This window comes from Streptomyces ipomoeae 91-03 (assembly GCF_000317595.1).
In the GTDB taxonomy this organism is placed as follows: domain Bacteria; phylum Actinomycetota; class Actinomycetes; order Streptomycetales; family Streptomycetaceae; genus Streptomyces; species Streptomyces ipomoeae.
Genome location: NZ_AEJC01000635.1, coordinates 1 through 16827, shown reverse-complemented (window position 1 = coordinate 16827; position 16827 = coordinate 1). Strand labels below are relative to the sequence as shown.

15 protein-coding genes and 1 riboswitch are annotated in these 16827 nt (G+C 69.9%); of the genes, 8 read left to right on the top strand and 7 right to left on the bottom strand.

Features of this window, described 5'->3' with window-relative positions; translation table 11 throughout:
• Nucleotides 1-190: 190 nt before the first annotated feature.
• Entirely contained in the window at nt 191-700 is a 510-nt protein-coding gene (locus tag STRIP9103_RS41895) for a flavin reductase family protein (RefSeq protein WP_009339382.1), read from the bottom strand.
• A 259-nt stretch (nt 701-959) separates the two neighbouring features.
• Nucleotides 960-1834 (bottom strand): IS5 family transposase gene (locus STRIP9103_RS47915; protein ID WP_374005668.1). Its coding sequence is split into 2 segments (ribosomal slippage): nt 960-1442 and nt 1445-1834, totalling 873 coding nucleotides; the frame shifts between segments, so codons are not numbered across the junction.
• A 373-nt stretch (nt 1835-2207) separates the two neighbouring features.
• Here STRIP9103_RS47915 and cdgB point away from each other — a divergent pair.
• Together cdgB and STRIP9103_RS41875 are read left to right on the top strand one after the other, a co-directional pair.
• Nucleotides 2208-3980 carry a diguanylate cyclase CdgB gene (gene cdgB / locus STRIP9103_RS41880; protein WP_009339360.1) on the top strand — a complete coding sequence of 591 codons (1773 nt, stop codon included), beginning with the start codon at nt 2208-2210 and terminating at the stop codon, nt 3978-3980.
• Between the two features lie 218 nt (nt 3981-4198).
• Complete coding sequence (locus tag STRIP9103_RS41875; protein WP_009339372.1) at nt 4199-5173, top strand: carbohydrate-binding protein; 975 nt, start codon at nt 4199-4201, stop codon at nt 5171-5173.
• A gap of 48 nt (nt 5174-5221) precedes the next feature.
• Here STRIP9103_RS41875 and STRIP9103_RS41870 read toward each other — a convergent pair whose 3' ends face one another.
• The 3 genes from STRIP9103_RS41870 to STRIP9103_RS41860 form a co-directional block, all read right to left on the bottom strand.
• Nucleotides 5222-6148, bottom strand: a complete 927-nt coding sequence (locus tag STRIP9103_RS41870; RefSeq protein WP_009339387.1) for a 1-phosphofructokinase family hexose kinase — start codon at nt 6146-6148, stop codon at nt 5222-5224.
• 196 nt (nt 6149-6344) lie between these two features.
• Entirely contained in the window at nt 6345-7583 is a 1239-nt protein-coding gene (gene nagA / locus STRIP9103_RS41865; protein WP_100244127.1) for an N-acetylglucosamine-6-phosphate deacetylase, read from the bottom strand.
• 89 nt (nt 7584-7672) lie between these two features.
• Nucleotides 7673-8671, bottom strand: coding sequence for an ROK family protein (locus STRIP9103_RS41860; RefSeq protein ID WP_048822016.1), 999 nt, complete (start codon nt 8669-8671; stop codon nt 7673-7675).
• A 163-nt stretch (nt 8672-8834) separates the two neighbouring features.
• Between STRIP9103_RS41860 and STRIP9103_RS41855 the strand changes: the two genes are divergently transcribed.
• The 3 genes from STRIP9103_RS41855 to otsB are packed head-to-tail and all read left to right on the top strand — an operon-like array spanning nt 8835 to nt 11342.
• Nucleotides 8835-10139: an extracellular solute-binding protein gene (locus STRIP9103_RS41855; RefSeq protein ID WP_009339363.1), complete on the top strand. Its 1305-nt coding sequence runs from the start codon at nt 8835-8837 to the stop codon at nt 10137-10139.
• Nucleotides 10140-10179: 40 nt separating this feature from the next.
• On the top strand, nt 10180-10407 hold the full coding sequence (locus STRIP9103_RS41850) for a DUF3263 domain-containing protein (protein ID WP_009339367.1): 228 nt from the start codon (nt 10180-10182) through the stop codon (nt 10405-10407).
• A gap of 53 nt (nt 10408-10460) precedes the next feature.
• On the top strand, nt 10461-11342 hold the full coding sequence (gene otsB / locus STRIP9103_RS41845; RefSeq protein ID WP_009339369.1) for a trehalose-phosphatase: 882 nt from the start codon (nt 10461-10463) through the stop codon (nt 11340-11342).
• 154 nt (nt 11343-11496) lie between these two features.
• Here otsB and STRIP9103_RS41840 read toward each other — a convergent pair whose 3' ends face one another.
• Both STRIP9103_RS41840 and STRIP9103_RS41835 read right to left on the bottom strand, forming a co-directional pair.
• Nucleotides 11497-12909 carry an alpha,alpha-trehalose-phosphate synthase (UDP-forming) gene (locus tag STRIP9103_RS41840; RefSeq protein ID WP_009339361.1) on the bottom strand — a complete coding sequence of 471 codons (1413 nt, stop codon included), beginning with the start codon at nt 12907-12909 and terminating at the stop codon, nt 11497-11499.
• Between the two features lie 244 nt (nt 12910-13153).
• On the bottom strand, nt 13154-14125 hold the full coding sequence (locus STRIP9103_RS41835) for a glucosyl-3-phosphoglycerate synthase (RefSeq protein ID WP_009339384.1): 972 nt from the start codon (nt 14123-14125) through the stop codon (nt 13154-13156).
• Nucleotides 14126-14325: 200 nt separating this feature from the next.
• Nucleotides 14326-14469: riboswitch (SAM riboswitch) on the top strand.
• Between the two features lie 18 nt (nt 14470-14487).
• On the opposite strand from STRIP9103_RS41835, the gene thrC reads away from it, so the two are divergent.
• From thrC to STRIP9103_RS41820, 3 genes are all read left to right on the top strand, one after another.
• Nucleotides 14488-15798 (top strand): threonine synthase, encoded by a 1311-nt coding sequence (gene thrC / locus STRIP9103_RS41830; protein WP_009339365.1) that lies wholly within the window; start codon nt 14488-14490, stop codon nt 15796-15798.
• A gap of 58 nt (nt 15799-15856) precedes the next feature.
• Nucleotides 15857-16132 (top strand): MoaD/ThiS family protein, encoded by a 276-nt coding sequence (locus STRIP9103_RS41825; protein WP_009339358.1) that lies wholly within the window; start codon nt 15857-15859, stop codon nt 16130-16132.
• A gap of 454 nt (nt 16133-16586) precedes the next feature.
• Complete coding sequence (locus STRIP9103_RS41820) at nt 16587-16790, top strand: cold-shock protein (protein ID WP_009339379.1); 204 nt, start codon at nt 16587-16589, stop codon at nt 16788-16790.
• Nucleotides 16791-16827 lie beyond the last annotated feature (37 nt).

Below are 16827 nucleotides of genomic sequence, written 5' to 3'. Positions count from 1 at the left end.
CCCCGCCGCCCCTACCCGTCCCATCCCTGGGGCTGCCGCCCCCAGACCCCCGCTGAAGGGCGCGGGGGTGGCTGCGGTGGGTTTGTCCGCGCGGGTTGTGTGTGGCTGCTCGCGCCCACGCGGCGGTAGCCGCGCATTCCACCCAGCCCCGCGCCCCTTACGCGGCACGGAAGCTTCGCCCCGCGCCCCGTCACCCCAGCTGGCGGTATCTGCCCCGGAAGTACGTCAGCGGGCCGCCGTCCGATCCCGGTATCCCCGCTTCCAGCACTCGGCCGATGACCAGCGTGTGGTCTCCGGCGGTCACCCGTTGTTCGGTGCGGCATTCGAGGGTGGCCAGGGCGCCGGTGATGAGGAGGGCGCCGGTGGCTTCGCCTCGGGTGCGGGGGATGTCCTCGAAGAGGAGCCGGTCGCTTACGCGGCCCTTCATGGCGAAGCGGGCGGCGATGGTCCGCTGGTTCTCGGAGAGGACGGAGACGGCCCACAGGGGCTGCTCGGCGAGGAGGTCGTCCATGCGGGAGCCCTCGCGGAGGCTGACCAGGACGAGGGGCGGGTCCAGGGAGACGGACATGAAGGAGGTCGCCGTCATCCCTACGTCCTCGCCGCGCGGCCCCTCCGGATCCAGCGGCGGCTCCAGCGCGGTCACCAGCACCACCCCGGCGGCCAGTCGGGACATCGCCGCACGGAACTCGTCTTCACTCACCCCTTCAGCATGCCCGCCGGATGTGGGTGCGGGTGCGGGGGCGGTGGGAACGGACGGGATGGACGGAGTCGCGGAGGGTGTTACGGAGGGCGTTGCGGACGCATTCGCGAACGTGTCCGACGGTCCGGTCATGGGGGAGCCTGCGGTTCGGGTCTTCGGCACGCTCGAACGCTAGTCCCCGGCCTTCGCCGCCCACATCGGACCAGGGTCCGAACCCCTCCCCGACCTCGGGACCTAGGGTGCGTTTTGAAAGTGCTGGTCACAGCCACTCGTTGATGGCTGCGACCAGCACGGTCGCCTCGTAGCGAACTGCCAACTTGTCGTATCTCGTGGCGACAGCGCGGTGCCGCTTGAGGCGATTGATTCCGCACTCGACCGCGTGGCGCTCCTTGTAGTCGGCCTTGTCGAACTTAGGTGGCCGGCCGCCGTGGGAGCCGCGGTTCTTGCGGTTGGCGATCTGGTCGCGCTTCTCCGGGATCGTGCAGCGGATACCGCGCTTGCGCAGGTAGGCACGGTTCGCGCGGGAGCCGTACGCCTTGTCGGCACGCACCTTGTCCGGCCGGGTGCGCGGGCGGCCCGACCCGAGCCGGGGCACCCGGATGCGGCCCAAGACCACCTGGAACTGCGGGGAATCACCGCGCTGTCCTGCCGTGATGACCAGCGACATCGGTTTCTGGGCCTGCTCGACCGCCAGGTGGAGCTTGGTTGTCAGCCCGCCCCGGGAGCGTCCGAGCCCGTGGTCGTCGGGCTCGATGAACACACCGCCTGGCGGCTCGATCTGCAGATCCCCTTTTTGCGGGCGCCGGCCGCATGCTGGTGGGCGCGGGCGATGGTCGAGTCCACCGAGACGTCCCAGGTGATCAGTCCCTCGGCGTCGGCCTGGGCCTGCAGCTGTTCGAAGATGCGGTGCCAGGTGCCGTCCCGCTGCCAGCGGCGGAACAGGCCGTAGACCGTCTCCCACGGGCCATAGCGCTCGGGCACGTCCCGCCAGGGAGCACCGGCGCGGGTGCGCCACCGTATGCCGTCTATCAGTTGCCGCTTGGTGTGCACCGGTGGCCGTCCAGGCTTCTTGCCGACCGGGAGCAGGGGCTCCAGCTTCGCCCACTGTGTATTCGTCAGATCATGCCGCCCCACGAAGTGGGATCTTGACACATCAAGATCCACATATGAAACGCACCCTAGGCCGCCCCCGGCTCCCCTCGCTCAGCCCCGCTCACAACCCCTACACAGAGTCCTGATTTCTGTTCGGCGAGGGCATGAGGGAAATGCATAAACTCCACTCAATTGCTCACCTTTTGTTGTGACTTGAGTCACAGGAGCCATATTTTGTTGACCCTGTGTACCGAGTGGGCTCCGCGCTGTGATTCAGTGGCGGGGACGCTGCATGCTGTAAGCGGGACTTGTAAGCGGTAGTAAGCCCGCGACTTACGCAGGCTACCGCGGCGCGACATGACGACGACAACCCTGGAGCCTGGAGCGCTGCCACGAGATCTCGGGGGGAGGGCGAATGGAAACCGAGTCGGAGCCTTACGTCCGTCTGACGACGCTGCGGCAGCTGCACCAGGTGATGGCGGACATGAACACCGCACGCAGCCTGGCCGACACGCTGCAGACCGTCGCCGACGGTGTGGTCAACGGCCTCGGCTACGAACTGGCCTGTGTGAACCTCGTCCGCCCCGACGGCGACCTGGTCGTCGCCGCCCTCTCCGGCAACTCCGCCGCCGAGGCCCTGATCACCGGCCGCGTCGGCTCGCGCGCCTCCTGGGACCGCCGGCTGAACATGGGCGAGGCCTGGGGCGACCTGCGGTTCATACCGCACACCGAGGGCTGGGTGCTCGACGAGGACGACGTGCCCCAGTGGTACACCGACGGGCCGGCGCCCCGCTTCGAGGACGAGTGGCATCCCTCGGACCGGCTGTTCGCGCCCATGTACACCCCCGGGGGCTCCGGCTCCTCCTGCGGTGAGCTGCTCGGCGTGATCTCCGTGGACCGGCCGCGGAACGGCCGGCGACCGGGCGCCTGGGGACGTGAAGCGCTTCAGATGTACGCCTTCCAGGCCGCCATCGCGATCAGCAACGCTCGGCTTCGCGCCAACATGCAGCGTGCGCTGGTCAGGCTCGAAAGGGAGCAGCAGGCGCTGCGCGCCAGTGAGGAATCCTTCCGGCAGGCGTTCGAGTACGCCCCGAGCGGTATGGCCATCGCCGAGATGGGCGGCGATCAGCACGGGCGGATCCTCCGGACGAACGACGCGCTGTGTCGGCTGCTGGGGCGGCCCGCCTCCGCGATGCGGCGGTACTCGTTCTCCGATCTCGTCCACCCGGAGGACATAGGCACTCTCCTGCGCACCTCCGCCGAGGGCGGGCGCGCCGAGCTGCGGCTCGGGCGCCGCGACGGGACGTACGTCTGGGTCAGCCTGCGCAACTCCGTCGTGGCCGACGCCGCCGACGGGCCCCGCTTCCTGCTCACCCACGTCGAGGACATCGAGGAGCGCAAGCGCCGCGAGCTCCAGCTCGCCCATCGCGCCTCCCACGACGCGCTCACCGGGCTGCCCAACTCCGCCGAGCTGCGCTCCCGGCTCTCCGCCCGCCTCTGCCAGCGCCCGCAGAGCCTGCCCGCCGGAGCACCGGCCGACTCCATGGACGCGGTCTTCGCGCAGGACATGGCGACGTTCGCACAGGACACGGTCTTCGGGCAGTACGGCGAACAGTTCGGCGCGCCCGGGGCCGGTGAGCACCCGGCCGGCCAGCCGCACCCGCACCCGTCGTTCGACGCGTACGAGTCCGGTGGGCACGCCTTCGACTTCCACGCGGTGGCCGGGCCGTACGACGCCTTCGACCACCATGTGCACACGGTCGCGCCCGAGAGCGAGCGGGACGACGGGACCAAGGGGCTCGCGGTGCTCTTCTGCGACCTCGACGGGTTCAAGTCGATCAATGACCGGTTCGGGCACAACGCGGGCGACGCCGTCCTCATCGAGGTCGCCCGGCGGCTCAGCAGGGGCGTGCGCGACGGCGACACCGTCGCCCGGCTCGGCGGTGACGAGTTCGTCGTCCTCGCCGACGGCCTAGGCCGCGCCGACGCCCAGGACCTCGCCGTACGGCTGCGCAACGAAATCATCCAGCCGATCCGCGTGGACGGACGCACGATGCGCGTCGGTGCCAGCTTCGGCATCGGATGGGCACAGTGCGGCATGACGGCGGACGAGGTGTTGAAATCAGCTGACGAGCGGATGTACGTCGAGAAACGATCTCGTCCCAGACCGCATCGGCGGGCCGGATGAGATCGGATCGAGATCCGATGCGGTCATGATGGAGGCCGGAAAAGGCCTGGTGACACGCCCAGTGCCGGAACTATGAGGCCTGAGTCACCCGTTTGGTTCAGCATGAGCGGGTAGGCTCGCTCTCCTGCACCCCGATGCAGGAACCCGCCACCCGAACCCACCCGTACCCAAGCCCGTACCCGTACGCGCATGTACCGCACCGCTGAGGAGACCTAGGGATGACGCCCGGCAACAACGGCGCGAGCACGCCCGAGGACGACGACCCGTTCGGCTACCTCTACGCCGACGGCCAGGCCCGTGGCGCCCAGCCGCCCACGGGAAGCTACGGCTACCCCAACGCCGTCAACCGGGTACGGCCGGTCGGTGAGCGCCAGTACGGACAGCAGACGCAGCAGGCTCCGCAGGCGCCCACCGCACAGTACGGACAGGTCCCGCAGCAGCAGGCGTACGGCCAGCCGCAGGGGGCGTACGGTCAGCCGACCGCGCCCCAGGCGCCCGGGGGCTACCCGGACGGCTCCCAGACCACCCGCCAGCAGTCGTACGGCGGTGGGAGCGGCGGGGGCCGCGGCCGTGGCCCCAACACCAAGGGGCTGCTCATCGGCGCGATCGCCGTCGTCGCCGCCGTGGTCATAGGCATCGGCGTCGCCATCCTCGGCGGCGACGACTCGACCGACAACGCCGGCGACAACAGCGCCTCCACGGCCCCGACCGCCAACGAGAGCGCCGAGCCCAGCAACTCGGCCAGCAAGTCGGCCGCGGCCGAGGAGGACGGCGAACTCCCGAAGGCCGACGCGAAGACCCTCGTCCTCGGCGGAAACGCCATCACCGCGTCGGAAGTCCCGGGCGCGAAATCCGAGGGCGGCTTCTACGTCACCAACTTCAACTCGGTGGGCTCGTCGGTCACCTGGAAGATCCAGGACTTCCCGAAGAGCGGTTCCTACCGGCTGTATGTCGTCTACGGCGTGCCCGGCAAGGACGCCAACGCCACACTCACGGTCAACGGCACGGCCCAGAGCCGCCCGCTCAACCTCAAGAACTTCGCGAACGCCCCGGAGGGCGACTACGAGAAGGGCTGGACGTACACCTGGGCGTCCGTCCAGCTGAACAAGGGCACGAACGAGGTCAAGGTCTCCTGCGAGCAGGGCAACTCCTGCGACGTGAACATCGACCAGCTGTATCTGCGTAAGGGCTGAGCCCTCGCAAGTACGGCTGAGCGAGCTTCGAGCGGCCGGCGGGGCCGTTCAGGCCGCCGTGGCCTCGCCCGTCACCGTTACCTGGTCCAGTAGTTGCTCGTACGCCTCGCGGTTGAACTCTCCCGCTGCCGGGGTCAGTACGGTCGCGGCGGACAGGGCTACCGCGCGGGTCAGGCGGGCCGGCCAGGGGAGGTGTTCGACGAGGCCCGACAGGAGGCCGGCCATGGCCGAGTCGCCCGCGCCGGTGGGGTTGCCGCGGAAGTGGCGGGGCGGGGTCGCGCGCCAGTGGCCCTCGGTGGTGTGGGCGAGGAGGCCGTCGGGGCCCAGGGAGGCGACGACCGCGTGGGCGCCGCGACGGCGGACGTCACGGGTGGCCCGGGACGGCTCGTGGGAGCCGGTGAGCTCGGCCAGTTCGTCGGCGTTCGGCTTCACCACATCGGGACGGGCCGCCACCCCGCGCCGCAGGGGCTCGCCGCTGGTGTCCAGCAGCACGGGGACGGCCAGCGTGCGCGCCGTACGGATCAGACCCGCGTACGCCCCCACCGGCACCCCCGGTGGCAGGCTCCCGCACAGGGCCACCGCCGAGGCGGAGCGCAGCAGACCCTCGTACGCCTCCTGGAAGGCGGACCACTCGGCGGGTGCGATCAGCGGGCCGGGTTCGTTGAGCTGAGTCGTGTCACCCGTGGTGTCGACCACGGCGATCGTCCGGCGCGTCGACCCCTCGACGGGGACCAGCGCGTCCACGACACCCGGCGTGCGGGCCAGCTGTTCCTGGACGGCCCGTCCCGTCGGACCGCCGACGAAACCGGTGACCGTCACCTCGTGGCCGAGGGCGGCCAGTACGCGGGCCACGTTCAGACCCTTGCCACCGGGCCGCTCCGTCACCTCGGTCACCCGGTGAGTGGTGTGGGGCCTGAGGGCCCCCACACGATGGGTGATGTCGAGAGCGGTGTTCAGCGTGACCGTGAGGATCACCTGGGTCTACCCCCTCGATGGTTGTGGCTGCGTCTGCCGGATCTCGGACGAGTACCGATTATCAGAGTGCGCGCGCCGGACGCGGTTGCGGAGGCTCGATCATGCCAAAAGAGCGGCGGTCGGCCCAGCCCCTCGGGCCAACCGCCGCATTGCACATCAGTCGTCAACAACCGGATGGATCAGGTCGGTTGGGGACCTATGCCTCCGATTTCCCCATGGCCGCCCAGGGGTCCACCAGCCACTCGCCCTTCCGCAGTACGCCCTTCAGCTCGAAATCCGCGTCGAGGAGTACGAGATCGGCGTCCTTGCCCGGCTCCAGGGAGCCCACGCGGTCGTCGATGCCGAGCAGCTTCGCCGGGTTGGCCGAGAGGGCGGCGACGACGTCCTCGACCGGGAGACGGTCCACGGTGACCGCCCGCTTGAAGGCGCGGTCCAGCGTCAGGGTCGAGCCGGCGATCGAACCGCCGTTCACCAGACGGGCCACCCCGTCGGCCACCTCGACCTCCAGCGGGCCCAGCCAGTAGCGGCCGTCGCCGAAGCCCGCCGCGTCCATGGCGTCCGTGATGAACGCCACCCGGTCGGCGCCCGCGTGATGGAACGCCAACTGGAGGGCGGCCGGGTGCAGATGCGTACCGTCGTTGATCAGCTCGACCGTGATCCGGGGGTCTTCGAGGAGGGCCGCGATCGGGCCGGGCTCCCTGTGCCCCAGCTGGGGCATCGCGTTGAACAGGTGGGTCGCCACCGTCGCGCCCGCGTCGATGGCCTGAACCGTCTGCTCGTACGTCGCGTCCGTGTGGCCGATCGCCGCGATGACGCCGTGGTCGGCGAGGAGGCGTACGGACTCGATGCCGCCGGGGAGTTCGGTGGCCAGCGTCACCATCGCGGCCCTTCCGCGCGCCGCGTCGATCAGTTTGCGGACCTCCGCCGGGTCCGGGTCGCGGAGCAGTTCCTCCGAGTGGGCGCCCTTGCGGCAGGGGCTGATGAACGGGCCCTCGAAGTGGATGCCGGCGAGGTCGCCCTGCTCGGCCAGCTCGGAGAGGAGACCGGCGCGTTGGACCAGGCCGTCCATGTCGCCGGTGACCGCGGAGGCGACGAGGGTGGTGGTGCCGTGTCGGCGGTGGGTGTCGATGCCCTTCAGCACGTCGTCGACCGTGCCTGAGGTGAAGGAGGCTCCGCCGCCGCCGTGGTTGTGGAGGTCGATGAAACCGGGCACCAGCCAGTGGCCGCCGAGGTCGATGGTGGGGGCGTTCTCCGGGGCGGTTCCGGCGATTCGGTTGCCGTCGATGACCACTCGGCCGTTTTTCACGATGCCGGTGGGGAGGACGACGTTCGCGCCTTCGAGGACGTAGGGCGTGGTGTTGAGTGGCGGCTGCGGGTTGTTCGTGGTTGCTCGCTCCCCCGCTCTCGACTTCGCCCGAGCGGGAGGGACCCCCATCGCGGCGGTAGCCGCAGATTCAACACCGCCCCGCGCGCCTTCAGCGGTGCTGCCCGGACCGGAGTCGGGAAGTTCCTGCTTGGTCGGTGTCACAGGGGTGCCTCCGATGGGGCCGTATCCGGGTTTGTGGGGGTGAGGAGGTCCCAGGCCATGAGGCCGGCGCCCAGGCAGCCGGCCTCGTCGCCGAGGGTCGCCGGGACTATGGCCGGGATCTTCTGGAAAGTGACTCGGCGTTCCACCGCTGCCCGTAGCGGGGTGAACAGGGTTTCGCCGGCCTCGGCCAGGCCGCCGCCGATGATGAGGGTGCGGGGGTCCAGAAGGGTGAGGGCGGTGACCAGGCCGTCGGCGAGGGCGTCGACCGCCCGGCGCCAGACGGCCTCCGCCAGGGGGTCGCCGGACGCCACGGCCTTGGCGCAGTCCGCCGCGTCCGCCTCCGGGTCGCCCGACACCTCGGCCCAGGACTGGGTGACCGCCGCCGCCGAGGCGAACCGTTCCAGACAGCCGCGCTGGCCGCAGGGGCAGGGCGTGCCCCCGGGGCGTACGACGATATGGCCGATCTCGCCCGCGAAACCGTGCGCCCCCGCCTCCACCCGGCCGTCGACGCCGATCGCCCCGGCGATGCCGGTGCCGAGCGCCACGAAGAGAAAGCGGTCCGCGCCCCGGCCCGCGCCCACGCGCCCCTCGGCCAGCCCGCCGGTGCGTACGTCGTGGCCGAGGGCGACCGGGATGCCGCCGAGGCGTTCGGCGAGAAGCGCGCGCAGCGGGATGTCGCGCCAGCCGAGGTTCGCCGCGTACACGGCTGTGCCCTGCTCGGCGTCGACGATGCCGGGGACGGCGACGCCGGCCGCCGCCGCGGGCTCGCCGAAGTGCCGTTCGCCGTGGGCGCGCAGCTCGGCGGCGAAGTCGAGGATGGAGTCGACCACGGCGTCCGGGCCGCGCTCGCGCCCGGTGGCACGGCGTGCCTGGTGCAGCAGCACGGGAGGGCTGGGCGCTGTCGGGGCTGTCCCCCCGGACGACGCGGTGTCGGCCGCGACCAGCGCGGCCTTCATCCCGGTGCCGCCCACATCGAGGGCGATGACATGTCTCACGGGTGACAGTGTGACCCGTACACCCACGAGAGGTCTAGTCCACTTGCGTGGTGTAGACCTTATGGAGAAGTTCGAGAAGGTTCGAGATTGACGGGCTTGAACGCTGAGCCTGTGATTCAGGCTGTTGCGTGCGGGGCCCGTACGACAGGTTGGGGCAGCACAAGTGTTACAGCGGCGGCAGCGGCGGCAGCGGACCAAGACCGGCATCAGGGGGAACTGGACGGCGGCGCTGTCCGCGCTGGGGCTGATGGCGACGCTTGCGGGCTGCGGTGCCTCCGAGGCGAACGGGCCCGGGGTCACCCTGAAGCTGGTCGCCGCGGACTACGGCGATTCGAAGGAGAACAGCTCCCAGAAGTACTGGGACGCGCTCGTCGAGGCGTACGAGAAGGACCACCCGCGCGTCAAGATCGACGTGACCGTCCTGTCCTGGAACGACGTGGACCGCGAGGTCAAGAAGATGGTCGCCGCCGGCGAGGCGCCCGACATGGCGCAGGTCGGCACATACGCCGACTACGCCTCGGCCGGTGAGCTCTACGAAGTCGACGACCTGCTCTCCATACCCGTCCAGGCGAATTTCCTCGGCCAGCTCGCCAACGCGGGCAAGGTGAAGCGGGTCCCGTACGGGATGCCGTTCGCCGCGTCCACGCGCGTCCTCTTCTACAACAAGAAGCTCTTCGCCGACGCGGGCATCACCGACGCCCCGACCAACTGGAGCGAGCTGGCCGCCGACGCGGAGGCCCTCGACAAGGCCGGTGTCGAGATCCCGTACGCCCTGCCGCTCGGCCCGGAGGAGGCGCAGGCCGAGACCATGCAGTGGCTGCTCGGCGGCGGTGCCGGGTACGTCGACGACGTCGGCACGTACCAGTTCGACTCCGACAACAGCGTCAGGACCTTCACCTGGCTCAAGGACGAGCTCGTCGACAAGGGCCTCACCGGGCCCACCGCCCCCGCGAAGCTCAACCGCGCCGACGCCTTCGCCGCGTTCGCCCGCGGCGACGTCGGCATGCTGGGCGGCCACCCCGGCCTGATGAGCATGGCCGCCGACCAGGGCGTCGAGTACGGCACGGCCGCCATGCCCGGCCTCGACGGGCGGACCCGGGCCACCATGGGCGTCACCGACTGGATGATGGCCTTCAAGCAGAACGGCAACCGCGAGGAGATCGGCGACTTCCTCGACTTCGTCTACAGCGACGAGAACGTCCTCGCCTTCTCCCGCGAGTACGACCTGCTGCCGGTGACCGCCTCCGCGTCCCAGACCATGGCCGCCGACAAGGACGACGCCGACCTCACCCCCTTCCTCGACGCCCTCCCCGTCGCCGAGCTCTACCCCGTCGGCAAGACCTCCTGGGCCGAGGTCAGCACCGCCGTCAAGCAGCGCATCGGCAAGGCCGTCGCCCCGAACGCCGAGCCCCGGAAGGTGCTTGAGCAGCTGCAGGACGTGGCGACCGTGGCGGATCAGGCGGAGTGAACCGTACGGCGTTGTCAGTGCGGGCCGTTACGGTTTTCGCATGGACGAGCTCAACGCGCGCGAACAGGCCATCCTCGCGCTGGAGCGCCAGGGCTGGCCCGGCCCCGGCGCCAAGGAGCGCGCCATACGGGAGCGGCTGGGCCTGGCCCCGGTCCGCTACTACCAGCTGCTCAACGCCCTCCTCGACGACGAGCGCGCCCTCGCCCACGACCCGGTCACGGTGAACCGGCTGCGACGGATACGGGAGACACGCCGGGCCGAGAGATGACCGCTGGTGTGGTCCTCCTCCGCAGGAGGGCGGGCGCGGTTAGGGTCGGGAGCATGGGCAGCGAAAAGGATCCCCACGACCCGATGGAACTCCCCGACAAACCCTCCGCCCTCCTGCCGACACCCGTGACCCCGGCCGGGCGGGACGCGCTGGAGGCGATCCTCGGTCGCCCCGGCCGCGCGGTGGTGGCGCTCGACTTCGACGGCACGCTCGCGCCGATCGTGCCCGACCCCGAGCAGGCCCGCGCCCACCCCGAAGCGGTGGCCGCGCTGGCGTCGCTCGCCCCGCGGATCGCCTCCGTCGTCGTGATCACCGGCCGCCCGGCCGCCGTCGCGGTGGAGTACGGCGGCTTCGCGGGCGTCCCCGGCCTGGAACACCTCGTCGTCCTCGGCCACTACGGCGCCGAACGCTGGGACGCCGCGACCGGCGCGGTCACCGCACCCCCGCCCCACCCCGGCGTGGCCGCCGTACGCGCCGAACTCCCCACGCTCCTGGACCGGGTCGGCGCCGCGCAGGGGACCTGGGTCGAGGAGAAGGGCCGGGCGATCGCCGTCCACACCCGCCGCGCCACCGACCCCCAGGCGGCCTTCGAGTCCCTGCGCGCCCCCCTCACCGACCTGGCCACCCGCCACGGTCTGATCGTCGAACCGGGCCGCATGGTCCTGGAGCTCCGCCCCCCGGGCATGGACAAGGGTGTCGCGCTCCGCGAGTACGTCCGCGACACCAACGCCGAAGCCGTCCTCTACGCCGGCGACGACCTGGGCGACCTCCCGGCCTTCGACACCGTCGAGGCCCTACGAGCCGACGGCACGTTCGGCCTCCTGGTCTGCAGCGGCAGCACGGAGGTCACGGAGCTGGCGAAACGGGCGGACCTGGTGGTGGACGGGCCGGTGGGGGTGGTGCGGTTGTTGGGGACGATCGCCGAGTACGTATGAGGAAGGGCCGTGTGCGGAAAGGGGCGGTGAGGTGGTGTGGCGGCTGCGCCCCGCTTTTCATCGGCCCGCCGGGCCGTGTCTTCAGGGGCGCGGGGAACCGCGCGACCGGCCACGACGTACCCGCACTCGCCGAAACCACCCTGCCCCCGGGCTGTCAGGCGTTCTCCAGCCCAGCCAACTGATCCAAGAACCACCGGGTGGGCGGGAGCCCGGTCGCGGCGGCAGCCAACCGTTTCGTACGCTCAGCCCGCTCGTCCGGCGCCATCGACAACCCCCGGTGCAGTGCGGCGGCGGTCCCCCCGATGTCGTACGGGTTCACCACGATCGCGTCGTCGCCCAGCTCCTCGTACGCCCCGGCCTCACGTGACAGCACGAGTGCGCATCCCTCGTCGGAGACGACCGGGACCTCCTTGGCGACGAGGTTCATGCCGTCGCGGATGGGGTTGACGAGGGCGACGTCGGCGAGGCGGTACGCCGCGAGGGAGCGGGCGAAGTCGTCCTTGAGGTACAGGATCACCGGGGTCCAACCCGGTGTCCCGTACCGCTCGTTGATCTCGTCGGCGACCCGCCGCACCTCGGTCATGTAGTCCCGGTACACGGCGAGGTCCTGCCGGGACGGATACGCCAGGGCGACGTGCACGACGCGCTCACGCCAGGAGGGCTGGTCGTCGAGGAGCTGCCGGTACGCCAGCAGGCCCCGCACGATGTTCTTGGACAGCTCCGTGCGGTCGACGCGGACGATCGTCCGGCGCGGGGTGCCGTCCGGGGCCGTACCGATCTGCTCCCGCAGCGCGGCCATGCGTTCGTCGACGTCCGCCTGGTGGGCGCGGCTCCGCAGGAAGTCCGCGTCGGCGCCGAGCCCGTGCACCCCGATGCGGGTGCCGGACGGGATGCCGGGGCCCAGTACGGCGTGACAGCACTCGGTGAACGCGTCCGCCCACCGCTGGGTGAGGAACGCGGCCCGGTCGGCGCCGAGGATGCCGCGCAGCACCTGCGCGGCGATGTCGTCGGGGAGGAGGCGGAAGTAGTCCGGCGGGGCCCAGGGGGTGTGGGAGAAGTGGCCGATACGGAGATCCGGGCGGAGTTCGCGCAGCATCCTCGGCGCCAGGGCCAGGTGGTAGTCCTGCACGAGCACCGCCGCGCCGTCCGCCGCCTCCTCCGCCAGGGCCTCGGCGAAGGAACGGTTGTACGTCTCGTACGCCGCCCACTGCGCGCGGAACTCGGTGCCGAACGATGGTTCGAGCGGGGTCTGGTACAGCATGTGGTGCACGAACCACAGCGTGGAGTTCGCGATGCCGTTGTACGCGTCCTCGTGCACGTCGGCCGGGATGTCCAGCATGCGTACGCCGGGCTCGCCGACACCGCGGCGTACGGCCTCGCGGTCGCCGTCGCCCAGTGCGGAGCAGACCCAGACCGCGCCGGACTTCGGGTCGATCGCGGAGAGGCCGGAGACCAGGCCGCCGCCGCCGCGCTTCGCTGTGAGGCCGCCCGTGGCCTCGTCCAGCGTGTACGAGACGGGGCCGCGGTTGGAGGCGACGAGGACGTGTGCACCTTGCGTTGATGCCATACGGCTCAACCTAGCCAGGGGGTTCGGTGGTCAAACGTGCGACTCGGCCGTATGACGGAGTGACTCATGGCTCGGGGGTCACTGTGGTATCGGCGGGTGCGGGTTGTGTGGTCGCTCGCTCCCCCACGCTCGACTTCGCGCCCCCTGAAGCAGGGGGCGCCCGCAGGCTTTTCAGGGGCGCGGGGAACTGTGCGACCAGCCCCCACGTACCCGCAGTCGCCACTCCACGGCCCCGCCCCTTCGATCACGCGGCCTTTCGTTCCACGTACTCCGCGATCTCCACCATCGGCGGCCTCTCCTCCATGTCCACCGAGTACGTGCGCGGCTCGAAGCCCTCCTCGCCCCGTTCGAACTGCGTCAGTACCGGGCGGATCAGGTGACCCCGGGCCAGACGGAGTTGCGCGGTGCGATAGATCGCCGCGGACATGCGGCCCAGGGCCTGGCCGTCCTGGTGGCGGTGTTTGCGGACGCCCACGTCCACCTGGGCCAGGGCGTCGAGCCCGACCAGATGCAGGGCGTCCACCAGCATGCCCAGCTCCACGCCGTAGCCGACGGGGAACGGGAGCTGTTCGAGGAGGCTGCGGCGGGCCGCGTACTCACCGCCGAGCGGCTGGACGAAGCCGGCCAGCTGGGGCCAGTGCATGTTCAGCAGGGGGCGGGCCATCAGTTCCGTCACCCGGCCGCCCTGACCGGCGGTTGTCGTGCCGGAGGCACGCCCGTCGGACACAGTGAGGGGGCGGTCGTACATCGCCTTGACCAGGTCGACGTCGGGGTCCGTGAGCAGCGGGCCGACGATGCCGGAGACGAAGTCGGACGAGAACTCCTTCAGATCCGCGTCGATGAAACAGACGATGTCGCCGGTCGTGACCAGCAGGGAGCGCCACAGCACTTCGCCCTTGCCGGGCACCGCCGGGATGCGCGGGAGGATCGCGTCGCGGTGGACGACCGTCGCCCCGGCCGCCGCGGCGACCTCCGACGTACGGTCGGTCGAACCGGAGTCGACGACCACGATCTCGTCGACGAGCGGGACCTGTCGCATCAGGTCGTCGCGGATGATCGCGACGATCTCACCGACCGTCTCCTCCTCGTTGAGCGCGGGCAGGACGACACTGACGGTCCGGCCCGTGGCACGTTTGGCGGCCATGATCCTGTGGAGCGGACGATCGGTCACGGACCAGGAGCGGGTGTTCAGCCAGCGCTCGACTTCCTTCAGCACAGTGCGCGGCTCCTCTGCGTTCTCTCGGCGAGCGGCGGATCGAAGGGGGGATGTGATCCATCTCGCGGTTCGGACGGCTCCCTCAACTGTCCTGGCCTTCGGTTACAGTCTTGAACAACGCTGATGACCATCGCATGTCGGGGGTCGTTTGCGTGGAACACCTGGACAGAACACGTGGACACACGTGCACAACCGAATACCGCTCATCCAGAGGGGCAGAGGGACACGGCCCGATGAAGCCCCGGCAACCCTCCAGCTGTCTTGTCACGTCGACGTGTCGAGGTCCGGCTAGGGAAGGTGCCAAATCCGTCTCACGGCGAGATGCGTCGTGAGGAAGATGAGGAGAAAGGGCCTCGCCTCACATGGCTGCGCAGACTGTTGCAACCGAATCCACCTCGATCGACTCCAAGGCCGGCTCCACGACCGTCGACCTCGGTCCCGCCGCGGCGCTGAGCTGTCGCGAGTGCGGTCACCGCGTCCCGCTCGGCCCCGTCTTCGCCTGCGAAGAGTGTTTCGGGCCGCTGGAGATCGCGTACGACTTCTCCGCGTACGACACGGAGGAGCTGCGGAAGAAGATCGAGTCCGGGCCCGCCAACATCTGGCGTTACGCGCCTCTCCTTCCCGTTCCGGCCGACGTCGCCGACAAGCCGAACATCAACCCCGGCTGGACCAAGCTCGTCAAGGCCGACAACCTCGCCCGTGAGCTGGGCGTCGACGCCGGCAAGCTCTTCATCAAGGACGACTCCGGCAACCCGACGCACTCCTTCAAGGACCGCGTCGTCGCCCAGGCCCTGGAGGCCGCCCGCGCCTTCGGCTTCACCACCCTCTCCTGCTCCTCCACCGGCAACCTCGCCGGCGCCGTCGGCGCCGCCGCCGCCCGCGCCGGCTTCCGCTCCTGCGTGTTCATCCCGCACGACCTGGAGCAGGGCAAGGTCGTCATGGCCGCCGTCTACGGCGGCGAACTCGTCGGCATCGAGGGCAACTACGACGACGTGAACCGCTTCTGCTCCGAGCTGATCGGCGACCCGGCCGGCGAGGGCTGGGGCTTCGTCAACGTCAACCTCCGGCCGTACTACGCGGAGGGCTCCAAGACCCTGGCGTACGAGATCTGCGAGCAGCTCGGGTGGCGGCTCCCGGACCAGATCGTCGTTCCGATCGCCTCGGGCTCCCAGCTCACCAAGGTCGACAAGGGTCTGCAGGAGCTGATCAAGCTCGGGCTCGTCGAGGACAAGCCGTACAAGATCTTCGGTGCGCAGGCCGAGGGCTGCTCGCCGGTGTCCGTCGCCTTCAAGGCCGGCCACGACGTCGTACGGCCGCAGAAGCCGGACACGATCGCCAAGTCCCTCGCGATCGGCAACCCCGCGGACGGTCCGTACGTCCTCGACATCGCCCGGCGGACCGGTGGGGCCGTCGAGGATGTGACGGACGCGCAGATCGTGGACGCGATCAAGGTGCTCGCGCGGACCGAGGGGATCTTCGCGGAGACCGCCGGCGGGGTGACGGTCGGAGTCACCCGGAAGCTGATCGAGAACGGGGTTCTCGACCCCTCGCTGACGACGGTCGTCTTCAACACGGGGGATGGGCTCAAGACGCTGGACGCGGTGGCCGGGACCGGGCTCACCGCGACGATCCGGCCCAACCTTGATTCGTTCCGTGAGGCCGGTCTCGCGTAAGACCGGCCCAGTCCCGCGCCCCTTCAGCTCTGCCGCACGTACCCGGAGGTTTCACGTCATGGCTGTCAACGTTCGCATCCCCACCATCCTGCGCACCTACACGGGCGGGCAGGCCGAGGTTCAGGCCGAGGGCGCGACCCTCGCCGAGGTCATCGCCGATCTGGAGAAGAACCACAACGGCATCGCCGCCCGCGTTCTCGATGATCAGGGCAAGCTGCGGCGGTTCGTGAACGTGTACGTCAATGATGACGATGTGCGGTTCGAGCAGGGGCTGGAGACGGCCACTCCGGACGGGGCGGGTGTGTCGATCATCCCGGCCGTCGCCGGAGGCTGACCGCACTCGCCGGTAGTAACCGTGGGTAATACCGGTTACGGATTGTTCATCGAATTGCCCCCTCCGTGAGAGAAGCGGAGGGGGCAATTCTCTATGATTGAGCGCGGTACAGTTGGGGAATCCGGTCCGATCGCCGTAGTGATTTCATGTCGGGCGCATATTTGATCGCGCCGCACGCCCTATATGAAGTAGCCAAAGTGTGCACGGCATTTGCGAGTTTTGTTCCTTTTGTGGGGCCCGACTTGCCCTGAATTCGGGGGAATTGTTCGTACATTCCCGACCGGGCGTGTCCAGATTTCTCGTCCGATTGACCTGTTGCAGACGGCAGTTGGACAGATACATTCAGCCGCGGTCGACGCGTTCCGGCGCACGCCCCCAACCGTTGGGGGGTGAGGTCTGACCCGGATCCGCGAAGTGTGGATCTGTGCAAGGGCCAGTAATAGGGGAGTTAGGCATGGCTCAGGGCACCGTCAAGTGGTTCAACGCGGAGAAGGGGTACGGCTTCATCGCGGTCGACGGTGGTGCGGATGTATTCGTCCACTACAGCGCGATCCAGATGGACGGCTACCGCACTCTGGAAGAGGGTCAGCGGGTCGAGTTCGAGATCTCGCAGGGCCAGAAGGGGCCGCAGGCGGACATGGTCCGTCTGGCGGGCTGAAGCAACGCGCCGGTTTTTCGCAGCGACGTTCTTCGTT